This is a genomic window from Nocardia alba NBRC 108234, from assembly GCF_001612665.1.
GTDB classification, from domain to species: domain Bacteria; phylum Actinomycetota; class Actinomycetes; order Mycobacteriales; family Mycobacteriaceae; genus Nocardia; species Nocardia alba.
In genome coordinates this window covers 20,860-42,593 of the sequence record NZ_BDAX01000012.1, presented here as the reverse complement: position 1 = coordinate 42,593, position 21,734 = coordinate 20,860, and the positions used below count along the sequence as shown (strand labels likewise).

The following is a 21,734-nucleotide window of genomic DNA, read 5'->3' as shown; positions in this document are numbered from 1 at the left end:
GTCAGTTGGGCACACCCCGCGCCAGCACCACGTCGACGGTTCGAGTGTCCCCGTTCGGGGAGGTGACCTCGAGCCGCAGGGGATCGGCGGGCTTGCGGGTGTTGATGGCGGCGCTCAGCGCCTTCGCGGTGGTGATCGAGGTGCCGTCGACTGCGGTGATCACATCGCCGATGGTGATGCCCGCTTCGCGGGCGGGTTGGCCGTAGAAGGCCCAGCTCACCTGGGCACCCGCCGGTCTGGCGTCGATCACCTGGACACCGAGGGTGGCGGTCGGGCCGATGTGCACGGTGTCGGTGGGCGTGCCCGAGCGGATCTGCGCCACGATCCGCATGGCGGTGTCGATGGGGACCGCGTAGCCGTTGGCCGGCTTTCCCTGGGCGCGCGCCCCCTCGCCCGATGCCGCGGTGATGACTCCGACGACCGCGCCTGACGCGTCGGCCAGCGCACCACCGGACTGTCCGCCCATCACCGGCGCGGCGACCTCCACCATCCCGTTCAATGCCTTGCGGGTCAGGTCGGCGGAGTTCATCGCGACGATCGTGGCGTCCAGGTCGGTGATCGGACCGGCGACCGAGGTCGGCTCGCCGCCGTCGCCGCCCGCGTCGCCGATCGCCAGCACGTCCTGGCTGATCCGCAGGTCCGACGAGGTGCCAAGGCGCGCGGTCGGCAGGTCCGCTGCCCCGCCCAGCGACAACAGCGCGATGTCGGCGCCCGAGTCGTAGCCGAGCACGGTGGCCTCGTAGACGAGACCGTTGGCGATATCGGTGACGGTCAGTGACTCGGCGCCTTTGATCACGTGATGACTGGTCAGGATCTGCCCGTCGGAGGTGAGCACGATCCCCGTTCCGGCCGCGCCGATCCCGAAACCGGTCGCGTCGACATCGATATTGACCAGCGCCGCTCCCACCTGCCCGGCGACCAGCGCGGGGTCGAGCGGTATCAGGACGGGCGCCTGCGCTTGCGCCACGAACCCCGGCTCGACCAGGGTGACCTCGCCGCGATACCCGAGGAACGCGCACACCCCGAGCAGCGCCGCCATCACCGTCACCAGCACTCGTCCGACACGCTTCACAGCGGATGTCCTCTCTCGCGAGCCGACCAATCCATTGTGACCCGTTTTCGGCGTTCGCTGGTCTCGATACGGACGCGGTGGTTGGCAAAGACGCGCATGCGGCTGTAGGCATGTAGCCATGAGCACCGCTGCCGCCTACGCCAAGCCCTCTTCCGACGGGGCCTTCGAGAAGGTCACGATCGAACGCCGCGAAGTCGGTCCCGACGATGTGCTGATCGATATCAAGTACGCCGGTATCTGCCATTCCGATATTCACACCGCGCGCGATGAGTGGGGTGGCGCGCAGTATCCGTGCGTGCCCGGTCACGAGATCGCGGGCATCGTCGCCGCCGTCGGCTCATCGGTGCGCAAGTACCAGGTGGGCGACCGGGTCGGCGTCGGTTGCCTGGTGAACTCGTGCGGCAGGTGTGTGCCGTGTCTAGCGGGTGAGGAGCAGTACTGCACCAACGGCGCCACCTGGACCTACAACACGCGCGTGCCCGAATCCGCGCAGCCCGGGGGCTACACGATGGGCGGCTACTCCACCCAGATCGTGGTCGACGAGAGCTTCGTGCTCTCGATCCCCGAGGGCATCGGTCTGGATGTGGCCGCACCGCTGCTGTGCGCGGGCATCACACTGTTCTCGCCGCTCAAGCACTGGAACGCGGGACCGGGTAAGAAGGTCGCGATCATCGGGATGGGCGGGCTCGGGCACGTCGGGGTGAAGATCGCCGCCGCGCTCGGCGCGGAGGTGACGGTGCTCAGCCAGTCGCTGCGCAAGCGCGACGACGGCCTGCGCATGGGCGCCCACCACTACTACGCCACCAGCGACAAGGAAACCTTCCGGCAACTGCGTGGCCAGTTCGACCTGATCATCAACACGGTGTCGGCCGACCTGCCCATCGACAACTACCTGCGCCTGCTCGCCCTCGACGGCACGCTCGTCATTCTCGGTCTGCCGGAGCATCCGATGAGCGTCACCGGGCGCCACCTCGCCGGTTTCCGCCGGTCGCTGGCGGGCTCGATGATCGGTGGCCTCGCGCAGACCCAGGAGATGCTGAACTTCTGTGCCTCGCACGGGATCGGCGCGGAGATCGAACTGATCTCCGCCGATGAGATCGACTCCGCGTACGACCGCGTGGTCGCCAGCGATGTCCAGTACCGCTTCGTGATCGACGCCGCCACCCTGTAGGCGAGCGCGCCGACGGGCTGTGCGCGCGCGGCCTGGGTACCGTGACATCCGTGGTTGCCGAGGACGAATCCGCTGAACCCGCCGCACAGTCCGTCGGCATGAGGGCGCTGCCCGCCTTCTGGTCGGTGCGGACACCACCACGCTGGCTGCCGCGGGCGCTGCTGTACATCGTGCTCGCGGTGGCGGGTCTGATCTCGGCGTTCTGGGTGCTCGCCAAGTTGCAGGGCCTGCTGACGGTGCTGCTGGTATCGATCTTCCTGGCCTTCGCGATCGAACCGGCGGTGAATTGGCTTGCCGCGCGCGGTGTTCGGCGTGGGGCGGGCACCGGCGCGGTGTTCCTGGTGGTGCTGGTGGTGATCGTCGCGTTCGTCTGGACGCTGGGCGCGCTGCTGGTCGACCAGGTGACCATGCTGGTGACGAATGCTCCCGACTATGCCCAGGATCTGGTCGACTGGGTCAATTCGACCTTCCATCAGAATCTTTCGGGCGACGACCTGACCAGATACGCCTCGGAGTGGAGTTCCACGATCGAGAAGTATCTGGTGGGTCTGGCCGGAAACGTCTGGGGCATCGGCACTGTCGCGGTCGGCGCGTTGTTCCAGCTGCTCGGGGTACTGCTGTTCACGTTCTATTTCGCGGCCGACGGACCGCGCTTTCGCACCTGGGTGTGTTCGTTGCTGCCGCCGAGACAGCAGAAGCACGTGTTGCGGGCCTGGGACATCGCGGTCGAGAAGACCGGCGGCTACATCTATTCGCGCGCTCTGCTCGCGCTGTGCTCGGCGATCGCGCACTACGTGGCGTTGCGGGTGCTGGATGTGCCCTCGGCGTTCGCCCTTGCCCTGTGGGTCGGCGTCGTGTCCCAGTTCATCCCCACTGTCGGCACCTATCTGGCCGGCGCGCTTCCGGTGATCGTCGCGCTGGTGCACGATCCGATCACGGCGCTGTGGATCCTGTTGTTCATCATCGCCTATCAGCAGTTCGAGAACTATGTGCTGCAGCCGCGCATCACCGCGACCACCCTGGACATGCATCCGGCGGTGGCCTTCGGGGCGGTGATCGCGGGCGCCGCGCTACTCGGGCCGACCGGTGCCCTGCTCGCGATCCCCGTCACTGCCACGCTGCAGGGGTTCGCGGGCGCGTATGTGCGGCGCTATGAAGTCACCGAAGAGGCCGACGCGGCACCGGGGAAGAAGAAGCGCAGGCAGGCCGAGTCCGAAGCCGCATCCACCGACGAATAGGCAGCTCATGGCGATCCTGTTGTCCCTGGTGTCGATGTTGTCGACGCTGTTCGGCGGTTTCGTCGCCATGCGGATCGGTGATCGCAAGCACCTGGTTCTCGGGTTGGCCGCCGGTGTGATGTTCGGGGTGGTCGCGTTCGATCTGATCCCCGAGGCGCTCGAGCAGTCCGACGGCATGTTCCGCGGCATCCCGTATGTATTGATCGCCGCGGTACTCGGTTTCCTCAGCCTGCACGTGATCGAGCGCGCGGTCGCCGTCCATCGCGGCCACGAGCAGGAATTCGGTACGCACAAGCACGGTTTGGAGTCCGTGGGCCTGCTCGCGGCGGGCGGTCTGATCTTCCACAGCACCCTCGACGGTTTCGGTATCGGCCTCGGCTATCAGGCGGGCGCGGCGGTCGGCATGTCGGTGGCGATCGCCGTGATCTGCCACGACTTCGCCGACGGTTTCAACACTTTCACCATTCCCACCGTCTACGGCAGCGCCCGCAAACGCGCGCTCACCCTGCTGGGTCTCGACGCCATCGCGCCCGTGGTCGGCGCCGTCCTCGGCACCCTGATCCATGTCCCCGAGAACTGGATCGGACTCTACATGGGCTATTTCGCCGGGTTCCTGCTCTACCTCGCCACCGCCGACATCCTGCCCGAGGCCCACGCGGGCCATCCCTCGCGGATGACCCTGCTGTGCACCCTGCTCGGCGTAGCGGCGATGTTCGTCGTCGCCGCCATGAGCCACTGAATTCAGCACGCCGGATGCTCGGCAAAACCACCCACTAGTGGTAGGCATGGGAAATGGCGAAACAGTGGACCGAACAGGCCGATATCGCGCTGCGCGCAGACGGAGCGCGGGTCGCTGATCTCGACACCGCAAGCACGCCGGGCTTCAGCGGCGACAAGCGCCTCGGTAAGGAACTGCTCGCCGAGCGGGCGAGGGTGCTCTCGGTGCTGCAGGAGAAGCTGTTCGCGCACGGTCGCACCGGGGGAAAGCGCAGCGTGCTGCTGATCCTGCAGGGCATGGACACCGCGGGCAAGGGCGGTATCGTGCGCCACGTCATCGGTTCGGTCGACCCGCAGGGCGTCGATCACGCGTCGTTCGGCGTGCCGACCGAGGCGGAGAAGCAGCACGACTTCCTGTGGCGCATCCGCAACAAACTGCCCGCCCACGGTCAGATCGGCGTCTTCGACCGCTCCCAATACGAGGACGTGCTGGTGGTCCGGGTGCACGAGCTCGTGGCGCAGGCCGAGTGGGAGCAGCGCTACGACCAGATCAACGCGTTCGAGAAGGAGATCTCCGACGCGGGCACCATCATCGTGAAGGTGGCCATGTTCGTCTCCCTCGACGAGCAGAAGCGGCGACTGCGCGAACGGCTCGAGCGCCCGGACAAATACTGGAAGTTCAACCCGTCCGACATCACCGAACGCGCCTACTGGCCCGAATACCAGAAGGCGTACCAGGCTGTTCTCGACCGCACCAACACCGAGTACGCGCCCTGGTATGTGCTGCCCGCCGATCACAAGTGGTACGCGCGCCTCGCGGTCACCGAGTTGCTGATCGCGGCGCTGGCCCGGCTGGAACTGGATTGGCCACCGGCCGACTTCGACATCGCCGAGCAGCTGCGCAGACTCGACGAGTCCTGAGCGACGCGCATTGCGGAAACTCTCAGGTTCGGCCCGCATGATGTTCCCGGTGGGGAGCCAACAAGCGAAAGGCGTGTGACGACGGTGAGCACGGGCAAGAGCCCCTCGGGCAGGAATCCGCTGGCGGCGGCCGAGGCGGCCGACAAGAAGCGCAGGATCGCGATCCAGGTCGGCGTCGCCGCGGTCCTGGTCGCGCTGGTCGCGGCCATCGGCATCGGCATCGCGGTGAACAAGTCCGACTCCGACAAGGAATCGTCGACCACCTCGGCCGCGCAGCTGCCCGCGACGGGCGGGGCCGTCACCGACACCGGCACGGTCGTGATCGGCAACCCCGATGCCAAGGTCAAGGTGCGCGTGGTCGCCGACCTGCAGTGCCCGGCCTGCAAGCAGTTCGAGGCCGCCAACGGGGAGACGCTGGCCAAGGCCGCCGCCGACGGCACCGCCTCCGTCGAATACCAGATCATCTCGTTCCTCGACAAGGCCTCGACGAACCAGTACTCCTCGCGCGCGGCCAACGCGTCGTTCTGCGTGGCGAAGTCCGACACCACCAAGTACCAGTCCTGGTTGCAGACCATGTTCGAGAAGCAGCCCGCCGAGGGCGGCGCGGGCCTGAGCAACGACGAACTCATCGCGATCGCCGTCGGCGCCGGATACACCGATCCCGCCGTGGCGACCTGCATCAACGACAAGCCGTACAACGACTACATCCAGCAGATCACCCAGACCACGCTGCAAAGCGGCGTGAAGTCGACGCCGTCGGTGTACATCAACGGCCAGCTGAACCAGACCGACGCGATCTTCACCGAGAACGGCCTGGCCGCCGTGATCGCTGACGCGGCGAAGTGATCACCGCCCCCGCCCGCTCGGCCTGGCTGCTGCTGATCGCCGGGCTGGCGGGCTGGCTGGCGTCGTTCACGCTCACCGTCGAACGGTTCAAGCTGTTCGTCGATCCGAACTACGTGACCTCGTGCAGCATCAACTCGGTGCTCTCGTGCGGGTCGATCATGAAGACCGACCAGGCCGCGGTCTTCGGATTCCCCAACCCGCTGATCGGCGTCGTCGGGTTCTCGGTGGTGGTGACGCTGGCCGTGCTGTCGGTGGTCGGCATCGGTTTCCCGCGCTGGATCTGGGGTGGGCTGTGGATCGGCACCGTGCTCGGCATCGCCGGGCTGTGCTGGCTGATCTTCCAGAGCCTGTACCGGATCAACGCGCTGTGCCCGTACTGCATGGTGGTGTGGGTGGCGGTGCCGGTGCTGTTCGCGGTGACCACACAGGAGGTGTGGGGTCGGTCGCGGGGGGCGATGGGGATCCTCGCCGAATGGCGTTGGACCCTGGTCGTGGTGTTCTACGCGGTGGTGCTGCTGCTGGTGTTCCTGAAGTTCCAGGACTACTGGCTAAGCCTGGTCTGACCGCGGCTTGGTGGCGTCCACGTACTGCATGAAACGGTGGACGCGCTGGTCTATTTCGGTGAGGCCCGCTCGGTCGAACAGCTTCGGGAAGATGTCACGGTCGAACAGGCGCAGGCCGCTCAGGCTCGCGGCCAGGCTGCTCGCCGAGCCGAAGAGGTTGTCCTCGACGTAGCTGGTACTGATCGCGATGCGGCCACCGGGGGCGAGGACACGGATCATCTCGCGGGTGGCGACCAGCGGATCGGGGATCAGATAGAGGGCGCCGAAACAGCAGACGGCGTCGAAGGTCCCGTCGGCGAAGGGCAGAGTTCTGGCGTCGCCGCGGGCGTAGCCGACCCGGGGGCTCGCGTTGTCGGCGGCGGCCTTGGCCAGCATCGGCGCCGAATAGTCCACGCCGGTGACGAAGCCGCCCTTGGTCAGGTACCCGCTGAGGTAACGGGTGAAATTGCCCGGGCCGCAGGCCACATCGAGCACCTTCATAGGGCCGCTCAGGCGCAGGGCACTGACCGCGTCGTGGCGGTCGGTACCGGTGGTCCGGCCGCTGGCGAGGTAGAACAGCGTGGGTCGCCACGCTCGCTCGTACACCGCCGCCAGCGCCGGGGCGTTCATCGTCTTGCGGGCGAGATTCACTTGCGCGCGACCTCGATGGTCATGCCTGCCTCGCGCAGCCGCGCGGTGAGCGCCTCGCCCATCGCGGACGCGGGGGTGAGCACGCCCGCGCGTTCGGGCAGGGTGTCGAAGGCCAGGCTCAGACCGCTCTGGCCGAGCAGCACCGCGGTGGCCTGGTAGCCGGGATCGCCGGTGCCGGAGAAGGTGGCCTGGTACTTGGCGCCGGAGCTGGTGCGCGCGAAGGTCTTCATGGTGAACCACCCACTGCGGCGGGCCTTCTCGTCGGGGCCGGTGCCGGGCTTGGGCAGGATGCGGTCCAGCAGCTTGCGGCCGAACGAAACCCTCGACAGGACAGCGCCCGAGGCCATGCCCGCCACGAGGCCGCCCGCGATGCCCGCGGCGACCAGCGGCGCGGCGGTCGAGGTGCCCGCGTTCATCACCTCGCGGTAGCGGAACTGCTTGCCGTAGGTCCAGCCGAGCAGGCCGTTGGTGCGGCGCACGACCTTGGTGTTGTGCGAGGCCATCACGAACGTGGTGACCCAGCCGTCCAGGCCGGCGTCGATGGTGTCGGCGCGGGCCAACGTCTGATCGGACTGGCGGCCGACGTCGGGTTCCATACTGCGGTCCGGGCTCAGCGAATACGGGTGGGCCAGGATCTTGCCGCGGGTGGAGTCGGCCGCGATGTCCTCCATCATGGCGCGGCCGGAGTCGATGGTGCCGCCGCTCATGCCGCCCTTGAGGTAGGCGACGAGGGTGGTGTCCTCCAGCTCGCCGGTGTCGTCGGCGATCGTGGCGCGGTAGATCTCGTACACGCTCAGATCCGACGGAATCGAGTCGTAGCCACAGGAATTCACGATCTTGGCGCCCGAGTCGATCGCGGTCTGCTCGTAGTTCTCGATGGCGTCGTGGATGAACAGCGGCTCGCCCGTGAGGTCGGCGTAGTGGGTGCCCGCCGCGGCGCACGCGCCGAGCAGTGGCAGGCCGTAGCGCAGATACGGGCCGACGGTGGTGACCACGACCTTGGTGCGCTCGGCCATCGCGGCCAGCGCCGCGGGATCGCTGGAATCGGCGACGACGAGTTCCCAGGACGCGGCGGCGGGCCCGAGTTCGGCACGGGTGGCGGCCAGCTTGCTCGCCGAGCGGCCCGCCAGGGCGATCTTGGCGTCGGCCGGGGCCGCGGTGAGCAGGTATTCGGCGGTGAGTTTGCCGACGAAACCTGTCGCGCCGAAGAGGATCAGGTCGAATTCGCGGGGCTGCGGCATAACGCGCCTTTCGAAAGGTGGTTCAGGGCTTGGTGGCTGGTGCGCTCGCCTTGCGAGCACGAGTCTTCTTCACCGGTTTCGGTGGGTGGGTGGCGAGCCAATCACGGTGAGCCAGACCGAGTTCGGTGATCGGCGCATCGCCGTAGAGCCATTCCCTGGCGATCAGATGCCAGTTGTTGGTGCTGTCGAGCTGGCCGAGCATGCCGAAGGTGAGGAAGTCGGCGCGGCGCGAGAACAGATGTTCGGGCGGCAGATTCTGCTGCTTCATGCCGGTGAATTCGCTGGCCCTCGGGTCGACGGCGAGCAGGAACGCGCCGCTGGCCAGTTCCGGGGTGATGGTGAGTTCCTCGTCGACCAGGCACCACTCAGAGGCGGAGAGTACGTATTCGAGACACTCCTCGGCGCCGATCTCCTCGGGTGAATCGATCACGCCACGATCGATCATCAACTGCCGCAGGTCTTGCGCGCGATCCTCGGCGGCCGCGCGCAGGCACTGGATCTCGAAGCCGACCAGCTTGGCGTCCATCCGGTTGAACAGCCCGAAATCGAGGAAGGCGACCCGGCCGTCACGGGCGAGCAGCACATTGCCCGGATGTGGGTCGCCGCAGAACTCGTTGAAGTTGAACAGCGAGCCGACGTAGAAGCGGTAGATGATCTCGCCGACCCGATCACGCACGGCGGCGGGCATCTTCCGGATCTCGTCGAAACCGTCGCCGTCGACGAACTCGCTCACCAGCACGCGGGTGGTCGACAGCTCCGGCACCGAGGAGGGCACCACGATGAACGGATGTTCGCGGTACAGGTGCGCGATCTCGGCCTGTGTGGCGGCTTCGGCCCGGTAGTCGAGCTCGCTCTCCATGTTCAGTTTCAGCTCGTCGAGCACCGCGGGGGTGATCCACGGCATCGCCGAGGCCAGCACCCGGCGGAACATGGTGAGGTTTTTCAGGTCCGCGCGCACGGCGGCGTCGACCCCCGGATATTGGACCTTCACCGCCACGGCCCGACCGTCGTGCAGCGTGGCCCGATAGACCTGGCCGATCGAGGCGGCGGCGATCGGTTCCGGATCGAATTCGGCGAAGATCTCGGTCAGCGGGGCGCCGAAATCCTGCTCGACCACCGCGCGCATGGACTCGAAGGGCACCGTCGGGGCCGCATTGCGCAGCACGGCCAGGCGCTGCTGGAACCGCTCGCGATGGTCCTCCGGCACCAGATCCAGATCGAGCACCGACATCATCTGGCCCAGCTTCATGGCCACGCCCTTCATGGTGCCGAGCACCATGACCACCTGTTCGGTGGTGCGGATCATCGACTCCTCGGCCATCCGTGCCCGCACGGCTTCCGAGCGCCCGCGCATCGAGAGCCTGGTCTTCTTCGAGCGGATGACCGACCCCGCCGCGACCGCCCCCAGCTTCGTCCCGCGGGCAAGCCGGGAAGTCGGCACGTTCTTCGCCATCGAGATACCTCCGTTGGTGCCGACGCGCTCGGCGGTGACGCAAGCCACAGCGTCCCGCCCGGGTTCAGCGTAGCCAACCGTGCGGCGTTGTCGAGACCGCGGCCTCCGCCGGCGCACGAAGCTGCTGGTCAGGGCAGCTGCGGGGGAACCTCGGGGAAGAGGTGCGGCTGAGCGGTGAAATACGCCGGAGAGCCGCCTGCGCGGACGATGCCCTCGAGCGCGCTCCACGCCATCATCGTCAGATAGTCGATGACGTCCTGGCGGGGCATGGCCTTGTCGGTCGTCGTCCACCAGTGGGTGGCCAGCTGGATGCCGCCGACCAGCACGTAGGACCACAACAGCGCGCCGTCGGTGCGCACGCCCTTGTCACCGGCTCGTTCGACCAGCACCGTGGTGACCACTTCGGCGAACAGCCGCTCGAACTCCGCGAGCGAGGATTTGTCGCCCGCGGAATTGCTCATGATGAACCGGTAGACCTCGGGGTCGTCGTCGACGGTGCCGACGTATTCGGTCATCGCGGCGCGCACGAGCTGGTATTCGTCGGCATCGAGGCTGATCGCGCCGTACACCCGGGGCAGCAGCGTGGTCTCGATGAACCGCTGCATGGTGGCGTGGACCAGGTCGTTCTTGTCCGCGAAGTAGCGGTAGAGGACGGTCTTGGACACGCCGATCTCGGTGGCGATCTCGTCCATGCCCGCCTGGCTGCCCCGCGTGCGGATGGCGTTGAGCGTGCCGTCGACCAGCTCCTCGCGGCGGTCGATCTTGTGCTGTCGCCACCGACGTTTCCGGCCGTCGGCCTGGCCGCCGCCGCGCACTGCTGCTCGGCTCGACTGCTCGCCGATCTCGACAAGGTCTTCGGTGGACAGAACAGCCCCCTTGTGATCGATGTTGGCGTCTTTAGTCAACAGCTTAGGCGCGTGGGTGTGGGGTGGCGCTCCTTTGGTCCACGTTGCGGCATTTACCACAGCTCGATGCTTACGCGCGCGTACGACAAACCGCGCGGTTCGCCGGGTCCTCGCCCAACGCCACAGGGGGTTGGCGGCGGCGTACTCGCCGCGCGCACAGCAGAATGGGGGCTATGGAGAAATCTCCCGGCAACACGGCGGTTCTCACGCCGCGCACCGAGCCCGCCGGCTTCGCGATGATGACCGACGAGGCGGGCAAGAAACGTGACCTGTTCAAGATGAAGGCGTTGGCGACCAGCTTCCTGGTGGTGGCCAGTGTGATCTACCTGCTGTGCCGCTGGCTCGAATCGCGGGGCGGCGGCGGGGAATGGGTGGGCTATGTCCGCGCGGCCTCGGAGGCGGGCATGGTCGGCGCACTGGCCGACTGGTTCGCGGTCACCGCGCTCTTCAAGCACCCGCTGGGTCTGCCGATCCCGCACACCGCGATCATCCGCAAGAAGAAGGACCAGCTCGGCGAGAGCCTCGGCGCCTTCGTCGGCACCAACTTCCTCGCCCCCGATGTGGTCTCGGCCCGGCTGGACGCCGCGCAGATCTCGCTGCGCGTCGGCCGGTGGATGGCCGATCCGGCCCACGCGGCCCGGGTGGCGAAGGAGAGCGCGACGATCCTGACCGCGGTGGTCAACACCCTGCGCGACGAGGACGTCGAGCAGATCATCGACAACACCATCGTCAAGCGGATCGCCGAACCGCTCTGGGGGCCGCCGCTGGGCCGGGTGCTCTCGGAGATGATCGCCGACAACCGGCAGCGGCCGCTGATCGATCTGCTGGCCGAGCGCGCGCATCAGTGGGCGCTGGGCTCGCAGGACACGATCGACCGGATCGTGCTGCGGGACGCGCCGCAGTGGGCGCCGAAATTCGTCAATACATTGCTGTCCGAGCGCATCTATCGAGAACTCGTCGAGTTCACCTGGAAAGTGCGCTCCGATCCCGATCATGAATTGCGCCGTGCCGCCGATCGCTTTCTCCAGGATTTCGCCGAGGACCTGCAACACGACGACGCGATGATCGCGAAGGCAGAGAAGGTCAAGGCCGAGATCATGGGCCGCGAGCAGATCACCGGAATGGCCGAGGCCACCTGGCGGGCGGCGAAACGGTTGATCTTGGAGTCGGCCGACGACCCGAATTCCACGCTTCGGCGCAAGGTGTCGGAAAATGTGCAGCAGCTCGGCGAGCGCCTGCGTGACGACCCGGAGATGCGTGGCAAAGTGGACGGGTGGATAGATCGCGGGGCGCGCTATCTGGTCGGCAACTACTCCGCGGAGATCACCACATTGGTGACCGAAACGGTGGCGCGCTGGGATGCCGACGAGGCGAGCAAGAAGATCGAATTGCAGGTGGGCCGGGATCTGCAATTCATCCGGATCAACGGCACGGTCGTCGGCTCGCTCGCAGGCCTGGCCATCTACACGATCTCGCAGCTGCTGTTCCACTGAGCTGCCCGTCGACGGGTCGAGTGCGGTCTGTCGACCTGGGGCGAGTGCCCGGTAGCCGGGCTGAATCATGATTGTCCGACCGAGTGCTAACTGTAGTGCTTGCAATAGCTAGCACCCTGTTCTAGTATTGGCCTTACAACGCCAGAAGGTGAGCGATGACAGACCAACCCGAGAGTCGTGTAGCGCACGCGGCTCAAGACATCGGAGGTTTCATCAGGGCCCAGCGCGAAGGCGCGCAGGTGTCTCTGCGTCAGCTCGCCGCTCTGGCGGGGGTAAGTAATCCGTACCTGAGTCAAATCGAACGTGGATTGCGTAATCCCTCCGCCGAAGTACTCGCGCAGATCGCCAAGGCACTGCGGGTTTCCTCGGAGGTGTTGTATGTGCGGGCCGGATTTCTCGAACAGCGCCCGCACAGCCCGGTCCGTGACGCCCTGCTGGCCGACACCTCGGTGTCCGAGCGGCAGAAACAGGTGTTGCTGGAAATCTATGAGTCGTTTCGCCGGGAAAACGGGGAAGAAGCCGGCTCAGGGGGGAACGGACGAGACACTGGCGTTTCGTTCACGACAACTGACACTCCGCCACACCAGGAGAATGAAGACTGATGACCGAGAAGACCGCCACTGTGACCAAGCCGCTGTTCGCCACCGTCGGCGCCGGTGACGCCATCTACGCCGCCGTGAACGACGTTGTCGCCGACGTCCGTGGCCGCGTTGTCGGCACCGATGCCAAGGCCCGTGTCGAAGAGGCCCGCGAGCGCATCGCGAACGTGCCCGCCGATGTGCAGGCCCAGTTCGACACCCTGCGTGACCGCATCTCCGGCCTGCCGTCGGAGCTGCCGGAGGACCTCGCCGAGCTGCGCGAGAAGTTCACCCCCGAAGAGCTGCGCAAGCTGGCCGAGCAGTACTACCGCCAGGCGCTCGACATCTACGCCGATCTCGCGGTTCGCGGCGAGGAGACCGTCGACCGGCTGCGTGCCAACCAGGCCGTCGACGAGCAGATCGGTCGCGTCGAGACCCTCTACAAGGACGCCTCCGCGCGTGCCGAGGACGCCCTGACCAAGGTCAACGACCTGCTCGGCCGCACCAAGGCCGAGGCTCAGGCTGTTGCCGAGGTCGTGGCCGAAGAGGTCGACGCCGTGGTCGAGGCCGAGGTTGTCGCGGTCACCACCGAGCCGGCTCCGGCCAAGGCTCCCGCGGCTCCCGCCGCCAAGAAGGCTCCGGCCAAGAAGGCTCCGGCCAAGAAGGCCGCCGCGCCGAAGACTGTCTAGCCTTCGCGCAGCACCGCTGACAGCGGCCCCGCACACCAGGTGTGTGCGGGGCCGCTGTTCGTATGATGGGGGTTGTGAACATGGTGAATGGGATGACCTCGCTGATTCTGCTGATCCTGTGGATCGGCGCCTTCGGCGCGACGGTGTTCGCGCTCATTCACGCGGTGCGGCAGCGGTCGGATGCCTTCACCGCCGTCGACAAGATGACCAAGCCCATCTGGTTGGCGATTCTCGGCGGTGCGCTGGTGTTTCTGCTGATCGGCATCGGTGGGTTGGGGATGCTGTCGTTCATCGCGATCATCGCGACCGGGGTGTACCTGGCCGATGTGCGCCCGAAGGTCGACGAGGTGCAGCGCGGCCCGCGCTGGTGAATGCTGCCCGGAAGGGCTCGCGGGTGAGTGGTACGCGGTGTTACTGTATCTATCAGTAACACAAAGGAGTGTGCCGATGCGCGCAAAGTTGCCGACGGCTCTGGTGAACCTGGCCGACCGGGTATCCACCACGGTCCAGACCACCCTCGCCGCCCACCGGGCGGACCTGCGGACCCGGACGCACGGGATCGCGGCCTTCGATCCGCCGCGGATGCCGCACGAGGTGATCCCGGTCGTCACCGCCGACGGCGCCCGCCTGCGGGTGCACGCCTACGGTCCGGTCGACGCGCCCGTCATCGTGTTCGCCCACGGCTGGACGTGTTCGCTCGAATACTGGAACGCCCAGATCAACGCCTTCGCCGGCGAGTACCGCGTGGTCGCCTACGACCAGCGCGGCCACGGCGAGAGCACCAACGGCTACGCCCGCCCGAGCACGAACCTGCTCGCCGACGACCTGTGCGACGTGCTCGACGCGGTGCTGCTGCCCGGGCAGCGCGCGGTACTGGCCGGGCACAGCATGGGCGGAATGACGCTCATCGCCTGGGCGGGCCGCTACCCCGAGCGGGTCGCCGAACAGGCCGACGCGGTGATCCTCACCAATACCGGCGCGCACTCGCTGGTCGAGGTGTCGACCATGGTTCCCGGTCTGAACATCCCGCTGCGCATTCTCGGCGGCCGTTCGATGCCGACGCCGGACTGGCTCGGCAGGCTCATCCTCGGCACCCCCGTGGTGTTCCCGCCGATCAAACCGGTGCGCTGGATCTTCGCCCGCCAGGTGATGACCCTCGATACCTCACGCGAGAAGCTGGACTACGCCCTGTCGGTGGTCCGCGGCTGTCCGATGATGACGCGCTCGCGCTACGGGTTCCTGCTCACCCAGCTGCATCTTGGCGATGACGCGAAGAACTTCTCGGTCCCGACCACCGTGCTCGCGGGCGACCGCGACGACATGACCCCCGCGATCCACGCCGAGCGCCTGGCCGCGCTGCTCCAGGACGCGGGCACGCTCGCCGGGTTCAAGGTGCTGCCGACCGGACATCTCGGCAATGTCGAGCGCTTCGACCTCTTCAACGCCGAAGTGGCCGAGGTACTCGCCTCGGTCCGTGAGCCCGTGCGCGCCCTGGCCTGACCGCCTGCGAGAATCGGCGGATGAGTTCTACCGCTGTGACCTCGGACGACCGTCGGTTCGTGCTGACCCTCGGGTGCCCGGACCGGCCGGGCGTCATCGCCCGGATCTCCTCGTTCATCGCCGAATTCGGCGGCTCGATCTCCGAGGCCGGGTACCACTCCGACGGTGACATCGGCTGGTTCTTCACCCGTCAGGCCGTGCAGGCCGCGACGGTGCCGTTCTCGATCGACGAGCTGCGCACGCGCTTCGCCGAGGTGGCCGCCGAGTTCGGTCCCGGGACCGAGTGGCAGCTGCACGATTCCGGTGCGCCGCGGCGCGCGGTGCTACTGGTGAGCAAGGACGGGCACTGCCTGCACGACCTGCTCGGCCGCGCGCAGGCCGGTGAGTTGCCCGCGACCATCGAGGCCGTGATCGGCAACCATCCCGACCTGGCGGGCATGACCGAGGCGCACGGGGTGAAGTTCCACCACGTGCCGTTCCCGAAGGACCCGGCCGAGCGGGGTCCTGCCTTCGATCAGGTGCGCGAACTCGTCGACTCCCACGATCCGCACGCCGTGGTGCTCGCCCGGTTCATGCAGGTGCTCCCCGCGCGGCTGTGCGAGCACTGGGCCGGGCGCGCGCTCAATATCCACCACAGCTTCCTGCCCTCGTTCGTCGGCGCACGGCCCTATCACCAGGCGTACGCGCGGGGGGTGAAGCTCATCGGGGCGACCTGCCACTACGTCACCGCCGAGCTGGACGCGGGGCCCATCATCGAGCAGGACGTGATCCGGGTCGACCACGCCGACGATGCGCGCGACATGGTCAGGCAAGGGCGCGACATCGAGCGGGTGGTGCTCGCGCGCGGGCTGCGCTGGCACCTGGAGGGTCGGGTGCTCGTGCACGGTCGGCGCACGGTCGTGTTCGAGTGACCTACAGGTCGTAGAACGGTGCGGGATAACGGAATTCGCCGGTGACGGCGGAATCGTAGGCCGTGAGCGGGCGGACCTGGAAGTACGGCGCCCACTCTGCCTCGTCGGGCACGATGCCGAGGCGCGCGCCGGGGACGAAGCCGAAGCGGCAGTAGTAGTCGGGATCGCCGACCAGGCCGACGACCGATTCGTCGAGTGCGTCGGCGGCGCCGAGCGCGGCGTGGACCAGTGCCGAGCCGAAACCGGACTTCTGCCGCTGCGGATCGATGCCGAGCGGACCGAGCGCGAGCACCGGGAACGGGCCGATACCGGCTCTGGTGAGACAGATGTGGCCCACGACGGTGTCGTATTCGAGGGCGACCAACGACAGGGTCGGCATCCACGACTCGTCGGTGCGCAGCGTCTCGACCAGGGCGGATTCGGGTGGTTCGGTGACGGCCGGATCACCCGCGTACTGCGGGGCGAAGGCGGCGCGGTGGATCGCGGCGATCGCCGGGGCGTCCGCTGAGGTTTCGCGACGGATCAGCACAGGGTTAAGTCTCCAGGATTCGGGTACGCGAGCGCAATGATGTGCCGTGCCCGATGTGCCGGACTCCGGCGTGGGTGTGCGATGCTCGGAAAATGACTCCCGCGCCGCTGACCCGGGCCGCCGTGGCCGACATGATCGACCACACCCTGCTCGCCCCGCAAGCGTCCCCGGCCGACGTCGACGCGCTGATCGTCGAGGCGCGCAAGCTGGGGGTGTACGCGATCTGCCTCTCGCCCTCGATGCTGCCGGTGCGGGCGCCGGGGCTGGTGGTGGCCACGGTCGCCGGTTTCCCTTCCGGCAAACATCATTCGCTGGTGAAGGGCGCGGAGGCGCGGCTGGCCGTGGATCAGGGCGCCGCCGAGGTGGACATGGTGATCGACGTCGGCGCCGCGCTGGCCGGTGATTTCAACGCTGTGCTCGCCGACATCATCACCGTGCGCGAGGCGACCCGGGATCGGGCCGTACTCAAGGTGATCGTCGAATCGGCCGCACTCACCGACGCGGCGATCGTGGGCGCGTGCCGGGCGGCCGAGCAGGCCGGCGCCGATTTCGTGAAGACCTCCACCGGTTTTCATCCCGCGGGCGGTGCGAGTGCGCACGCGGTGCGGTTGATGGCCGAGACCGTCGGTGGCCGACTCGGCGTGAAGGCCAGTGGCGGAATCCGCACCGCCGAGGACGCCGCCGCGATGATCGCGGCCGGCGCGACCCGGCTCGGGTTGTCGAAATCGGCCGCGGTCCTCGACGGGTTTCCCGACTAGCCGGGGAAACCACCGTCCGATCAGCAGTTGAACTCGGACTGCTGACCGGCCGGGGCGCTCTCGAGTGCGGTCTTGCCGCCGGAAAGGTGCACGGTCACACCGTCATCGGTGACCTTGACCTCCTGCGCGTGCAGGCCGAGCGGATAGCTCTGCAAGCTCTTGGTGAAGGTATCGACGATGTCCTGCACGAGGTCGGTGGGCAGGCCGATACCCAGAATCTGCGCCGACTTCGTCTCCACCGTGATGTTGCCGTCGCGAATCATCGGCTGCACCTCGAGTTGCGCGAGGCCGCCGAGTACGTCGAGGGTCAGCACCCCGGTGCTCGCCGAGGAGTGCACGCCGCTGACCATGGAGCCGAGGGTCTCCTGGATGCCCTCGTTGTTCCAGGTCACGTCGGCGGTCGAGCTCTCGATGGTGCCGCCGCCTCGGCCGCGGTCGACGAGTTCGATGTCGTTGAATTTCGCGTGCACCACCATCCCGACAGCGGGGCCGAACTTGTTGTCCTCACTGTCGACAGTGAGCGTGCCGACCTTGCCGTCCACATACGACAGCAGGACCGGGCGTGGGCCGAAACCCACGTCGATGCTCGAGCCCATCTGCTGCTCGAACGCGCCGCTGATGCAGCTCGAGATCTTGTTCCTGGCATAGGCTTCGGTTGCGCCGATGGCCGCCACGAGCAGCGCGACGACCACGGCCAACGCGATCACCAGTGAGCGCCGACCGATCCTGGGGCGAGAGGGCTTTTGTGTGGTCATGGCAACAGATTCTTCCCGATCTTTCTGTGTCTGCTCTGAGGACGTAGTGAAAGCCTTCACAGTAAAATGTGACCTGGCGCACGCAACCGGGCGTAATCTGGGTCTCATGACTGGCGAGGGCGCGCGCCGGGTGGCGGGGACAGCGGATCATCGGTGGCGGGTGCTGCGGCGGCTCGCCGGGCGGCACGCGGGCTTCTTCACCACGCGTCAGGTGTTGCGCACCGGCTGCGAATCGCAGGTCAGAGCGGCTCTGGGGGACGGTTCGGTCACCAGGGCCGGGGTCGGGATGATGCGGCTGGGCCAGTGGCGGGAGGGGCCGCTCGACGAGTACGCGATGTGGGCGGCGTGGTTCGACGGCGCGGCAGCGGTGTCGTTTCAGAGTGCGGCGGAACTGCACGGGATCGGCAGGTTACAGCCACGGTTTCTGCACCTGTCGGTATCGGCGGGTCGCCCGCCCGTGACCCCGCGGTTGGTGCTGATCCGGCGCAAGCTCTGTGCGGCCGACGTCGAGTCGGCCGGGCCGTTTCTGGTGACGACGCCGGTGCGTACCGTCCTGGATCTGGCCGAGACCGAGATCTCGCAGTCGGCGTTGGACGAGGTGGTGGCCGACGCGGTGGCGATTCACCGGTGCGATACCGACGAGATCCGATGGGGTGGGCAGCAATTGGCGCCGCGGGCGTCAGCGCGGGTGCGGCGAGCGTTGAGCCGGGTCTGACGGGGCGACGACCTCCCACGGCACCGACAGCACACAGTCGCGCATTCGCCTGCGGTAGATCCGCAGCGGAAAACCGTTGGCGCGCACCATCCGCGCGGCCTCGCGCCACCGAACGCGGGGGCCGTACGGCGCCATGGCCGCCGAGCGTTCCCACGCCTGGTCGGCGGCGGTGAGCAGCGAGTGGACCCGTTCGCCGGGAATATTGCGGTGGATCAACGCCTTCGGCAGCCGCTCGGCGATGTCGGAGGGGCGGTCCACCGTGAACGGATCCCAGGCCAGCGTCAGGGAGAGGGGGCGGTGGCGGTCGAGCAGGACCCAGGCGCAGCGGCGGCCGAGTTCGTCGCAGGTGCCGTCGACGAGCAGGCCGTCGGGGGCAAGGTTGGACTGGATGCGCGACCACGCGTCGGGGACGGCGTCCTCGGGGTATTGGCGCAGGACATTGAACGCGCGGACCAGGGTCGGGCGCAGGCCCGCCAATTCGAAGCCGCCACGGGCGAAGCGGACACCGTCGCGGGGTTCGACGACGCGGGCCGGGTCGATCTCCAGACCGACCACCTCGAGGTCGGGGCGGACGGTGCGCAGGCGGGCCGCCAGTTCGAAGGTGGTCCACGGTGCGGCGCCGTAGCCGAGATCGACCACCAAGGGGGTGGTGGATTCGCGCAGGGTCGTGCTGACGAGTTCGTCGTGGACGAGCCAGCGATCGCTGCGGCGCAGGCGGTTGACGCCGGTGGTGCCACGGGTGATGGTGCCGACGGGCGGCGGGGCCTTGCGGCTGGGGGCCACGGGCGTGGAGGTCGCCGGGGTTCTCAGACCGGCTTGTCGGCGGTCCGGTTGCCCAGGTAGCGCAGGGTTTCCTCCTGCTCGGCGCGGAACAGGTCGACGAGATTCACCAGCATCAACTGCTCGAGGCGCGGGCCGACCATGGGGATGAACACCTTGGCGGTGGGGGAGAAGCGCATGGTGGCGCCGGTTTCGGTGGGAAACAGGCGAATGTCGCCGGTCAGGCTTCCGGGGCCGGCCGGAATCGAGGCGGAGAACCTGCCCTCGGTCTCGTCGTGGTCGAACGGGCCCCAGCTCTCCTTGCGGGTGATCACCATGTCCTTGCGCATGACGGTCTGGGCGATCTCGGGCAGCATCTCGCGGGGCAGGGTGTGGTGCAGGACCACGTCGATGCCGTCGTCGGTGACGTCGAGGCTCACCACTTCGTTGTTGGGGGCGTACTTGCGCATTTCGGCGACGCGGGCTTCCCAGTAGTCCCTGCTCCGGAGTGCTGCGTACAACTCTTCGGTGGTGTGCAGGGGGTAGCGAGCCGAGTAGTCCAGTCTGCGTGCCATGGCAGCACACGTTACGTGGTTGGAGCGCGCGCGCAGGGACGAGGTGGGTTGTCTGTGCTCGTTCCTATAAATCGATGCCGACCGTCACGGGTTCCGGTTCCAGCGTCACACCGAACCGTTCTTCGACGCCGGCGCGGACGGTGCGGGCCAGCGCGACGAGGTCGGTCGCGGTCGCGGTGCCGCGGTTGGTCAGGGCCAGTGTGTGCTTGGTCGACAGGCGCGCGGCGGCGGTCTCACCGGGGAAGCCCTTCGCGAAACCGGCGCGTTCGATGAGCCAGCCCGCCGAGAGTTTGGTGCCGTCGGGCGCGGGATAGGTGGGTACCCGCACGTCGTCGCCGACGTGCGCGGCGATCGCGGCCAGTACCCGGGGTAACTGCTCCTCGGTGACGACCGGGTTGGTGAAGAACGAACCGGCGCTCCAGGTGTCGTGATCGGCCGGGTCGAGGACCATGCCCTTGCCCGCCCGCAGGCGAAGCACCTGCGCGCGCACCTGCTCGACGGGTCGGGTCTCGCCCTCGCCCGCGTCGAACGCCTTCGCCAGTTCGCCGTAGCGCAACGGCGCGCTCATCCCGCTCGGATCGAGGGCGAAGTCCACCGCGAGGACCACCGCGTCGTCGCTGTGCTTGAGCACGCTGGTGCGGTACCCGAAGCCGAGTTCGGCGGGTTCGGCCCAGCGCACGTCCCCGGTCTCCCGGCCGAGCAGGCGCACCCGGCGCAACAGCGAGGCCACCTCGACGCCGTACGCGCCGACGTTCTGCACCGGTGTCGCACCGGCCGATCCCGGAATGCCCGACAGGCACTCCAGCCCGCCCAACCCGGCCGCTACGGTCGCGGCGACAACGGAGTCCCAGTTCGCGCCCGCCTCGGCCACCACGCCGTCGGTTCCCAGTTCGACGCCGGTCGTGGCGACCCGTACCACCACGCCGTCGAAGCCCGCGTCGCCGATGAGCAGGTTCGACCCGCCCGCCACCAGCAGCACCGCGATACCGGCCGCGTCCAGGCCCCGCACCGTGGCCACCAGGGCCTCGGTGCTCGCGCATTCGGCGACCAGTGCGGGCCCGCCGACCCGCAACGTCGTCAATTCGGACAAACGCACCGAATCGCGGACCGTCGCGCCGGTATCGGCAAGCAGGTCACGCAGCTGATCGGAGGACACCACCCGTGTTGTACGCACGTCCGCAGACGGTACCGTGTCGAGCATGGCTACACCTCTGGCGTTCACTGCCGGCTATACGCATTCCGTCGACGCGGTGCGCGCCGCGTACTCCGACGAGCAGTACTGGAAGGCCCGCATCGCCGAGGTCGGCGGTCCGGGAGCTCGGCTCGACGCCTTCGCCGTGGAGGGCGACCAGATCCGAATCCAGCTGGTGCAGTCCATCCCCGCCGACCAGCTTCCGCCCGCCATCACCGCCGTGCGCCCCGGTGACCTGGTCATACCGCGCACCGAGACCTACACCGGCACCGGCGGCATCTTCGAAGCCCACGTCGACGGCGCCCCCGCGGTGGTCCGCGGCACGGTGACCATGGCGCCCGACGGCGGCACCGGTTCCACCACCGCCGTCAACGGCACCATCGAGGTGAAGATCCCGCTGTTCGGCGGGAAGATCGAGGCGGCCATCTCCGAGCGCCTGATCGAACTCCTCGGCAACGAGGCCACCTTCACCGAGGAATGGCTCAACCGGCAGTAGTGGTCTGGGTGAGACCGCGCTCACGGG

25 protein-coding genes are annotated in these 21,734 nt (G+C 67.8%); 15 read left to right on the top strand and 10 right to left on the bottom strand.

Annotated elements, in window-relative coordinates; genetic code table 11:
- Window position 1: 1 nt before the first annotated feature.
- Window positions 2-1,072, bottom strand: coding sequence for a S1C family serine protease (locus tag NA12_RS14220; protein WP_243654752.1), 1,071 nt, complete (start codon window positions 1,070-1,072; stop codon window positions 2-4).
- A 118-nt stretch (window positions 1,073-1,190) separates the two neighbouring features.
- Here NA12_RS14220 and NA12_RS14215 point away from each other — a divergent pair, with 118 nt between their 5' ends.
- The 6 genes from NA12_RS14215 (at window position 1,191) to NA12_RS14190 (ending at window position 6,528) form a co-directional block, all read left to right on the top strand.
- Window positions 1,191-2,243, top strand: a complete 1,053-nt coding sequence (locus tag NA12_RS14215) for an NAD(P)-dependent alcohol dehydrogenase (protein ID WP_067449985.1) — start codon at window positions 1,191-1,193, stop codon at window positions 2,241-2,243.
- Between the two features lie 50 nt (window positions 2,244-2,293).
- Window positions 2,294-3,481 carry an AI-2E family transporter gene (locus NA12_RS14210; RefSeq protein WP_243654751.1) on the top strand — a complete coding sequence of 396 codons (1,188 nt, stop codon included), beginning with the start codon at window positions 2,294-2,296 and terminating at the stop codon, window positions 3,479-3,481.
- A gap of 7 nt (window positions 3,482-3,488) precedes the next feature.
- Window positions 3,489-4,220, top strand: coding sequence for a ZIP family metal transporter (locus NA12_RS14205; RefSeq protein WP_067449982.1), 732 nt, complete (start codon window positions 3,489-3,491; stop codon window positions 4,218-4,220).
- A 53-nt stretch (window positions 4,221-4,273) separates the two neighbouring features.
- The gene (locus NA12_RS14200; protein ID WP_067449979.1) at window positions 4,274-5,119 is read left to right on the top strand and encodes a PPK2 family polyphosphate kinase; all 846 of its coding nucleotides are present in this window, start codon (window positions 4,274-4,276) and stop codon (window positions 5,117-5,119) included.
- Window positions 5,120-5,203: 84 nt separating this feature from the next.
- Entirely contained in the window at window positions 5,204-5,965 is a 762-nt protein-coding gene (locus NA12_RS14195) for a DsbA family protein (RefSeq protein ID WP_243654750.1), read from the top strand.
- Window positions 5,965-6,528 carry a vitamin K epoxide reductase family protein gene (locus NA12_RS14190; protein ID WP_371855996.1) on the top strand — a complete coding sequence of 188 codons (564 nt, stop codon included), beginning with the start codon at window positions 5,965-5,967 and terminating at the stop codon, window positions 6,526-6,528. Before NA12_RS14195 ends, NA12_RS14190 begins: the two co-directional genes overlap by 1 nt.
- Here NA12_RS14190 and NA12_RS14185 read toward each other — a convergent pair.
- From NA12_RS14185 to NA12_RS14170, 4 genes are all read right to left on the bottom strand, one after another.
- Window positions 6,514-7,158 carry a class I SAM-dependent methyltransferase gene (locus NA12_RS14185; protein WP_067449970.1) on the bottom strand — a complete coding sequence of 215 codons (645 nt, stop codon included), beginning with the start codon at window positions 7,156-7,158 and terminating at the stop codon, window positions 6,514-6,516. The genes NA12_RS14190 and NA12_RS14185 overlap by 15 nt on opposite strands.
- Complete coding sequence (locus NA12_RS14180) at window positions 7,155-8,399, bottom strand: saccharopine dehydrogenase family protein (RefSeq protein WP_067449967.1); 1,245 nt, start codon at window positions 8,397-8,399, stop codon at window positions 7,155-7,157. Before NA12_RS14180 ends, NA12_RS14185 begins: the two co-directional genes overlap by 4 nt.
- Window positions 8,400-8,421: 22 nt before the next feature.
- Window positions 8,422-9,852 (bottom strand): ABC1 kinase family protein, encoded by a 1,431-nt coding sequence (locus NA12_RS14175; protein WP_067450433.1) that lies wholly within the window; start codon window positions 9,850-9,852, stop codon window positions 8,422-8,424.
- A gap of 128 nt (window positions 9,853-9,980) precedes the next feature.
- A complete protein-coding gene (locus tag NA12_RS14170; RefSeq protein ID WP_084472759.1) occupies window positions 9,981-10,667 on the bottom strand; it encodes a TetR/AcrR family transcriptional regulator in 687 nt (228 codons plus the stop codon).
- Between the two features lie 326 nt (window positions 10,668-10,993).
- On the opposite strand from NA12_RS14170, the gene NA12_RS14165 reads away from it, so the two are divergent.
- The 6 genes from NA12_RS14165 to purU all read left to right on the top strand — a co-directional run bounded on the left by NA12_RS14165 (window position 10,994) and on the right by purU (window position 15,928).
- Entirely contained in the window at window positions 10,994-12,250 is a 1,257-nt protein-coding gene (locus NA12_RS14165) for a DUF445 domain-containing protein (protein ID WP_067450428.1), read from the top strand.
- 155 nt (window positions 12,251-12,405) lie between these two features.
- Window positions 12,406-12,852 carry a helix-turn-helix domain-containing protein gene (locus NA12_RS14160; RefSeq protein ID WP_067449964.1) on the top strand — a complete coding sequence of 149 codons (447 nt, stop codon included), beginning with the start codon at window positions 12,406-12,408 and terminating at the stop codon, window positions 12,850-12,852.
- Window positions 12,852-13,517: a heparin-binding hemagglutinin gene (locus NA12_RS14155; protein WP_067449961.1), complete on the top strand. Its 666-nt coding sequence runs from the start codon at window positions 12,852-12,854 to the stop codon at window positions 13,515-13,517. The genes NA12_RS14160 and NA12_RS14155 overlap by 1 nt, the downstream gene beginning before the upstream one ends.
- An 80-nt stretch (window positions 13,518-13,597) precedes the next feature.
- Entirely contained in the window at window positions 13,598-13,888 is a 291-nt protein-coding gene (locus tag NA12_RS14150) for a DUF2516 family protein (protein WP_056814570.1), read from the top strand.
- Between the two features lie 76 nt (window positions 13,889-13,964).
- A complete protein-coding gene (locus tag NA12_RS14145; RefSeq protein ID WP_067449958.1) occupies window positions 13,965-15,017 on the top strand; it encodes an alpha/beta fold hydrolase in 1,053 nt (350 codons plus the stop codon).
- A 20-nt stretch (window positions 15,018-15,037) separates the two neighbouring features.
- The gene (gene purU / locus NA12_RS14140) at window positions 15,038-15,928 is read left to right on the top strand and encodes a formyltetrahydrofolate deformylase (protein ID WP_067449955.1); all 891 of its coding nucleotides are present in this window, start codon (window positions 15,038-15,040) and stop codon (window positions 15,926-15,928) included.
- A 1-nt stretch (window position 15,929) separates the two neighbouring features.
- On the opposite strand, the gene NA12_RS14135 is transcribed toward purU, so the two are convergent.
- On the bottom strand, window positions 15,930-16,457 hold the full coding sequence (locus NA12_RS14135) for a GNAT family N-acetyltransferase (protein ID WP_067449952.1): 528 nt from the start codon (window positions 16,455-16,457) through the stop codon (window positions 15,930-15,932).
- A 92-nt stretch (window positions 16,458-16,549) separates the two neighbouring features.
- Between NA12_RS14135 and deoC the strand changes: the two genes are divergently transcribed.
- A complete protein-coding gene (gene deoC / locus NA12_RS14130; protein WP_067449949.1) occupies window positions 16,550-17,215 on the top strand; it encodes a deoxyribose-phosphate aldolase in 666 nt (221 codons plus the stop codon).
- A 20-nt stretch (window positions 17,216-17,235) separates the two neighbouring features.
- On the opposite strand, the gene NA12_RS14125 is transcribed toward deoC, so the two are convergent.
- Window positions 17,236-17,970 carry an LmeA family phospholipid-binding protein gene (locus NA12_RS14125; protein ID WP_067449947.1) on the bottom strand — a complete coding sequence of 245 codons (735 nt, stop codon included), beginning with the start codon at window positions 17,968-17,970 and terminating at the stop codon, window positions 17,236-17,238.
- Window positions 17,971-18,076: 106 nt separating this feature from the next.
- Here NA12_RS14125 and NA12_RS14120 point away from each other — a divergent pair, with 106 nt between their 5' ends.
- Window positions 18,077-18,685: a type IV toxin-antitoxin system AbiEi family antitoxin gene (locus tag NA12_RS14120; RefSeq protein ID WP_067449945.1), complete on the top strand. Its 609-nt coding sequence runs from the start codon at window positions 18,077-18,079 to the stop codon at window positions 18,683-18,685.
- Here the strand turns inward: NA12_RS14120 and NA12_RS14115 are convergent.
- From NA12_RS14115 to NA12_RS14105, 3 genes are all read right to left on the bottom strand, one after another.
- The gene (locus tag NA12_RS14115; RefSeq protein WP_067449943.1) at window positions 18,650-19,468 is read right to left on the bottom strand and encodes a methylase; all 819 of its coding nucleotides are present in this window, start codon (window positions 19,466-19,468) and stop codon (window positions 18,650-18,652) included. The two genes, NA12_RS14120 and NA12_RS14115, sit on opposite strands and share 36 nt — an antisense overlap.
- A gap of 23 nt (window positions 19,469-19,491) precedes the next feature.
- Window positions 19,492-20,019 (bottom strand): DUF2505 domain-containing protein, encoded by a 528-nt coding sequence (locus NA12_RS14110; protein ID WP_067449941.1) that lies wholly within the window; start codon window positions 20,017-20,019, stop codon window positions 19,492-19,494.
- Between the two features lie 64 nt (window positions 20,020-20,083).
- A complete protein-coding gene (locus tag NA12_RS14105) occupies window positions 20,084-21,160 on the bottom strand; it encodes a UDP-N-acetylmuramate dehydrogenase (protein WP_371855995.1) in 1,077 nt (358 codons plus the stop codon).
- 58 nt (window positions 21,161-21,218) lie between these two features.
- On the opposite strand from NA12_RS14105, the gene NA12_RS14100 reads away from it, so the two are divergent.
- A complete protein-coding gene (locus NA12_RS14100) occupies window positions 21,219-21,707 on the top strand; it encodes a DUF2505 domain-containing protein (protein WP_067449939.1) in 489 nt (162 codons plus the stop codon).
- Window positions 21,708-21,734 lie beyond the last annotated feature (27 nt).

Coding starts and splice junctions, on each gene's coding strand:
- deoC (WP_067449949.1), top strand. CDS start 16,550: ATGACTCCCGCGCCGCTGACCCGGGCCGCCGTGGCCGACATGATCGAC.
- NA12_RS14215 (WP_067449985.1), top strand. CDS start 1,191: ATGAGCACCGCTGCCGCCTACGCCAAGCCCTCTTCCGACGGGGCCTTC.
- NA12_RS14120 (WP_067449945.1), top strand. CDS start 18,077: ATGACTGGCGAGGGCGCGCGCCGGGTGGCGGGGACAGCGGATCATCGG.
- NA12_RS14150 (WP_056814570.1), top strand. CDS start 13,598: ATGGTGAATGGGATGACCTCGCTGATTCTGCTGATCCTGTGGATCGGC.
- NA12_RS14110 (WP_067449941.1), bottom strand. CDS start 20,019: ATGGCACGCAGACTGGACTACTCGGCTCGCTACCCCCTGCACACCACC.
- NA12_RS14160 (WP_067449964.1), top strand. CDS start 12,406: ATGACAGACCAACCCGAGAGTCGTGTAGCGCACGCGGCTCAAGACATC.
- NA12_RS14155 (WP_067449961.1), top strand. CDS start 12,852: ATGACCGAGAAGACCGCCACTGTGACCAAGCCGCTGTTCGCCACCGTC.
- NA12_RS14145 (WP_067449958.1), top strand. CDS start 13,965: ATGCGCGCAAAGTTGCCGACGGCTCTGGTGAACCTGGCCGACCGGGTA.
- NA12_RS14100 (WP_067449939.1), top strand. CDS start 21,219: ATGGCTACACCTCTGGCGTTCACTGCCGGCTATACGCATTCCGTCGAC.
- NA12_RS14205 (WP_067449982.1), top strand. CDS start 3,489: ATGGCGATCCTGTTGTCCCTGGTGTCGATGTTGTCGACGCTGTTCGGC.
- NA12_RS14175 (WP_067450433.1), bottom strand. CDS start 9,852: ATGGCGAAGAACGTGCCGACTTCCCGGCTTGCCCGCGGGACGAAGCTG.
- purU (WP_067449955.1), top strand. CDS start 15,038: ATGAGTTCTACCGCTGTGACCTCGGACGACCGTCGGTTCGTGCTGACC.
- NA12_RS14165 (WP_067450428.1), top strand. CDS start 10,994: ATGATGACCGACGAGGCGGGCAAGAAACGTGACCTGTTCAAGATGAAG.
- NA12_RS14125 (WP_067449947.1), bottom strand. CDS start 17,970: ATGACCACACAAAAGCCCTCTCGCCCCAGGATCGGTCGGCGCTCACTG.
- NA12_RS14200 (WP_067449979.1), top strand. CDS start 4,274: ATGGCGAAACAGTGGACCGAACAGGCCGATATCGCGCTGCGCGCAGAC.
- NA12_RS14180 (WP_067449967.1), bottom strand. CDS start 8,399: ATGCCGCAGCCCCGCGAATTCGACCTGATCCTCTTCGGCGCGACAGGT.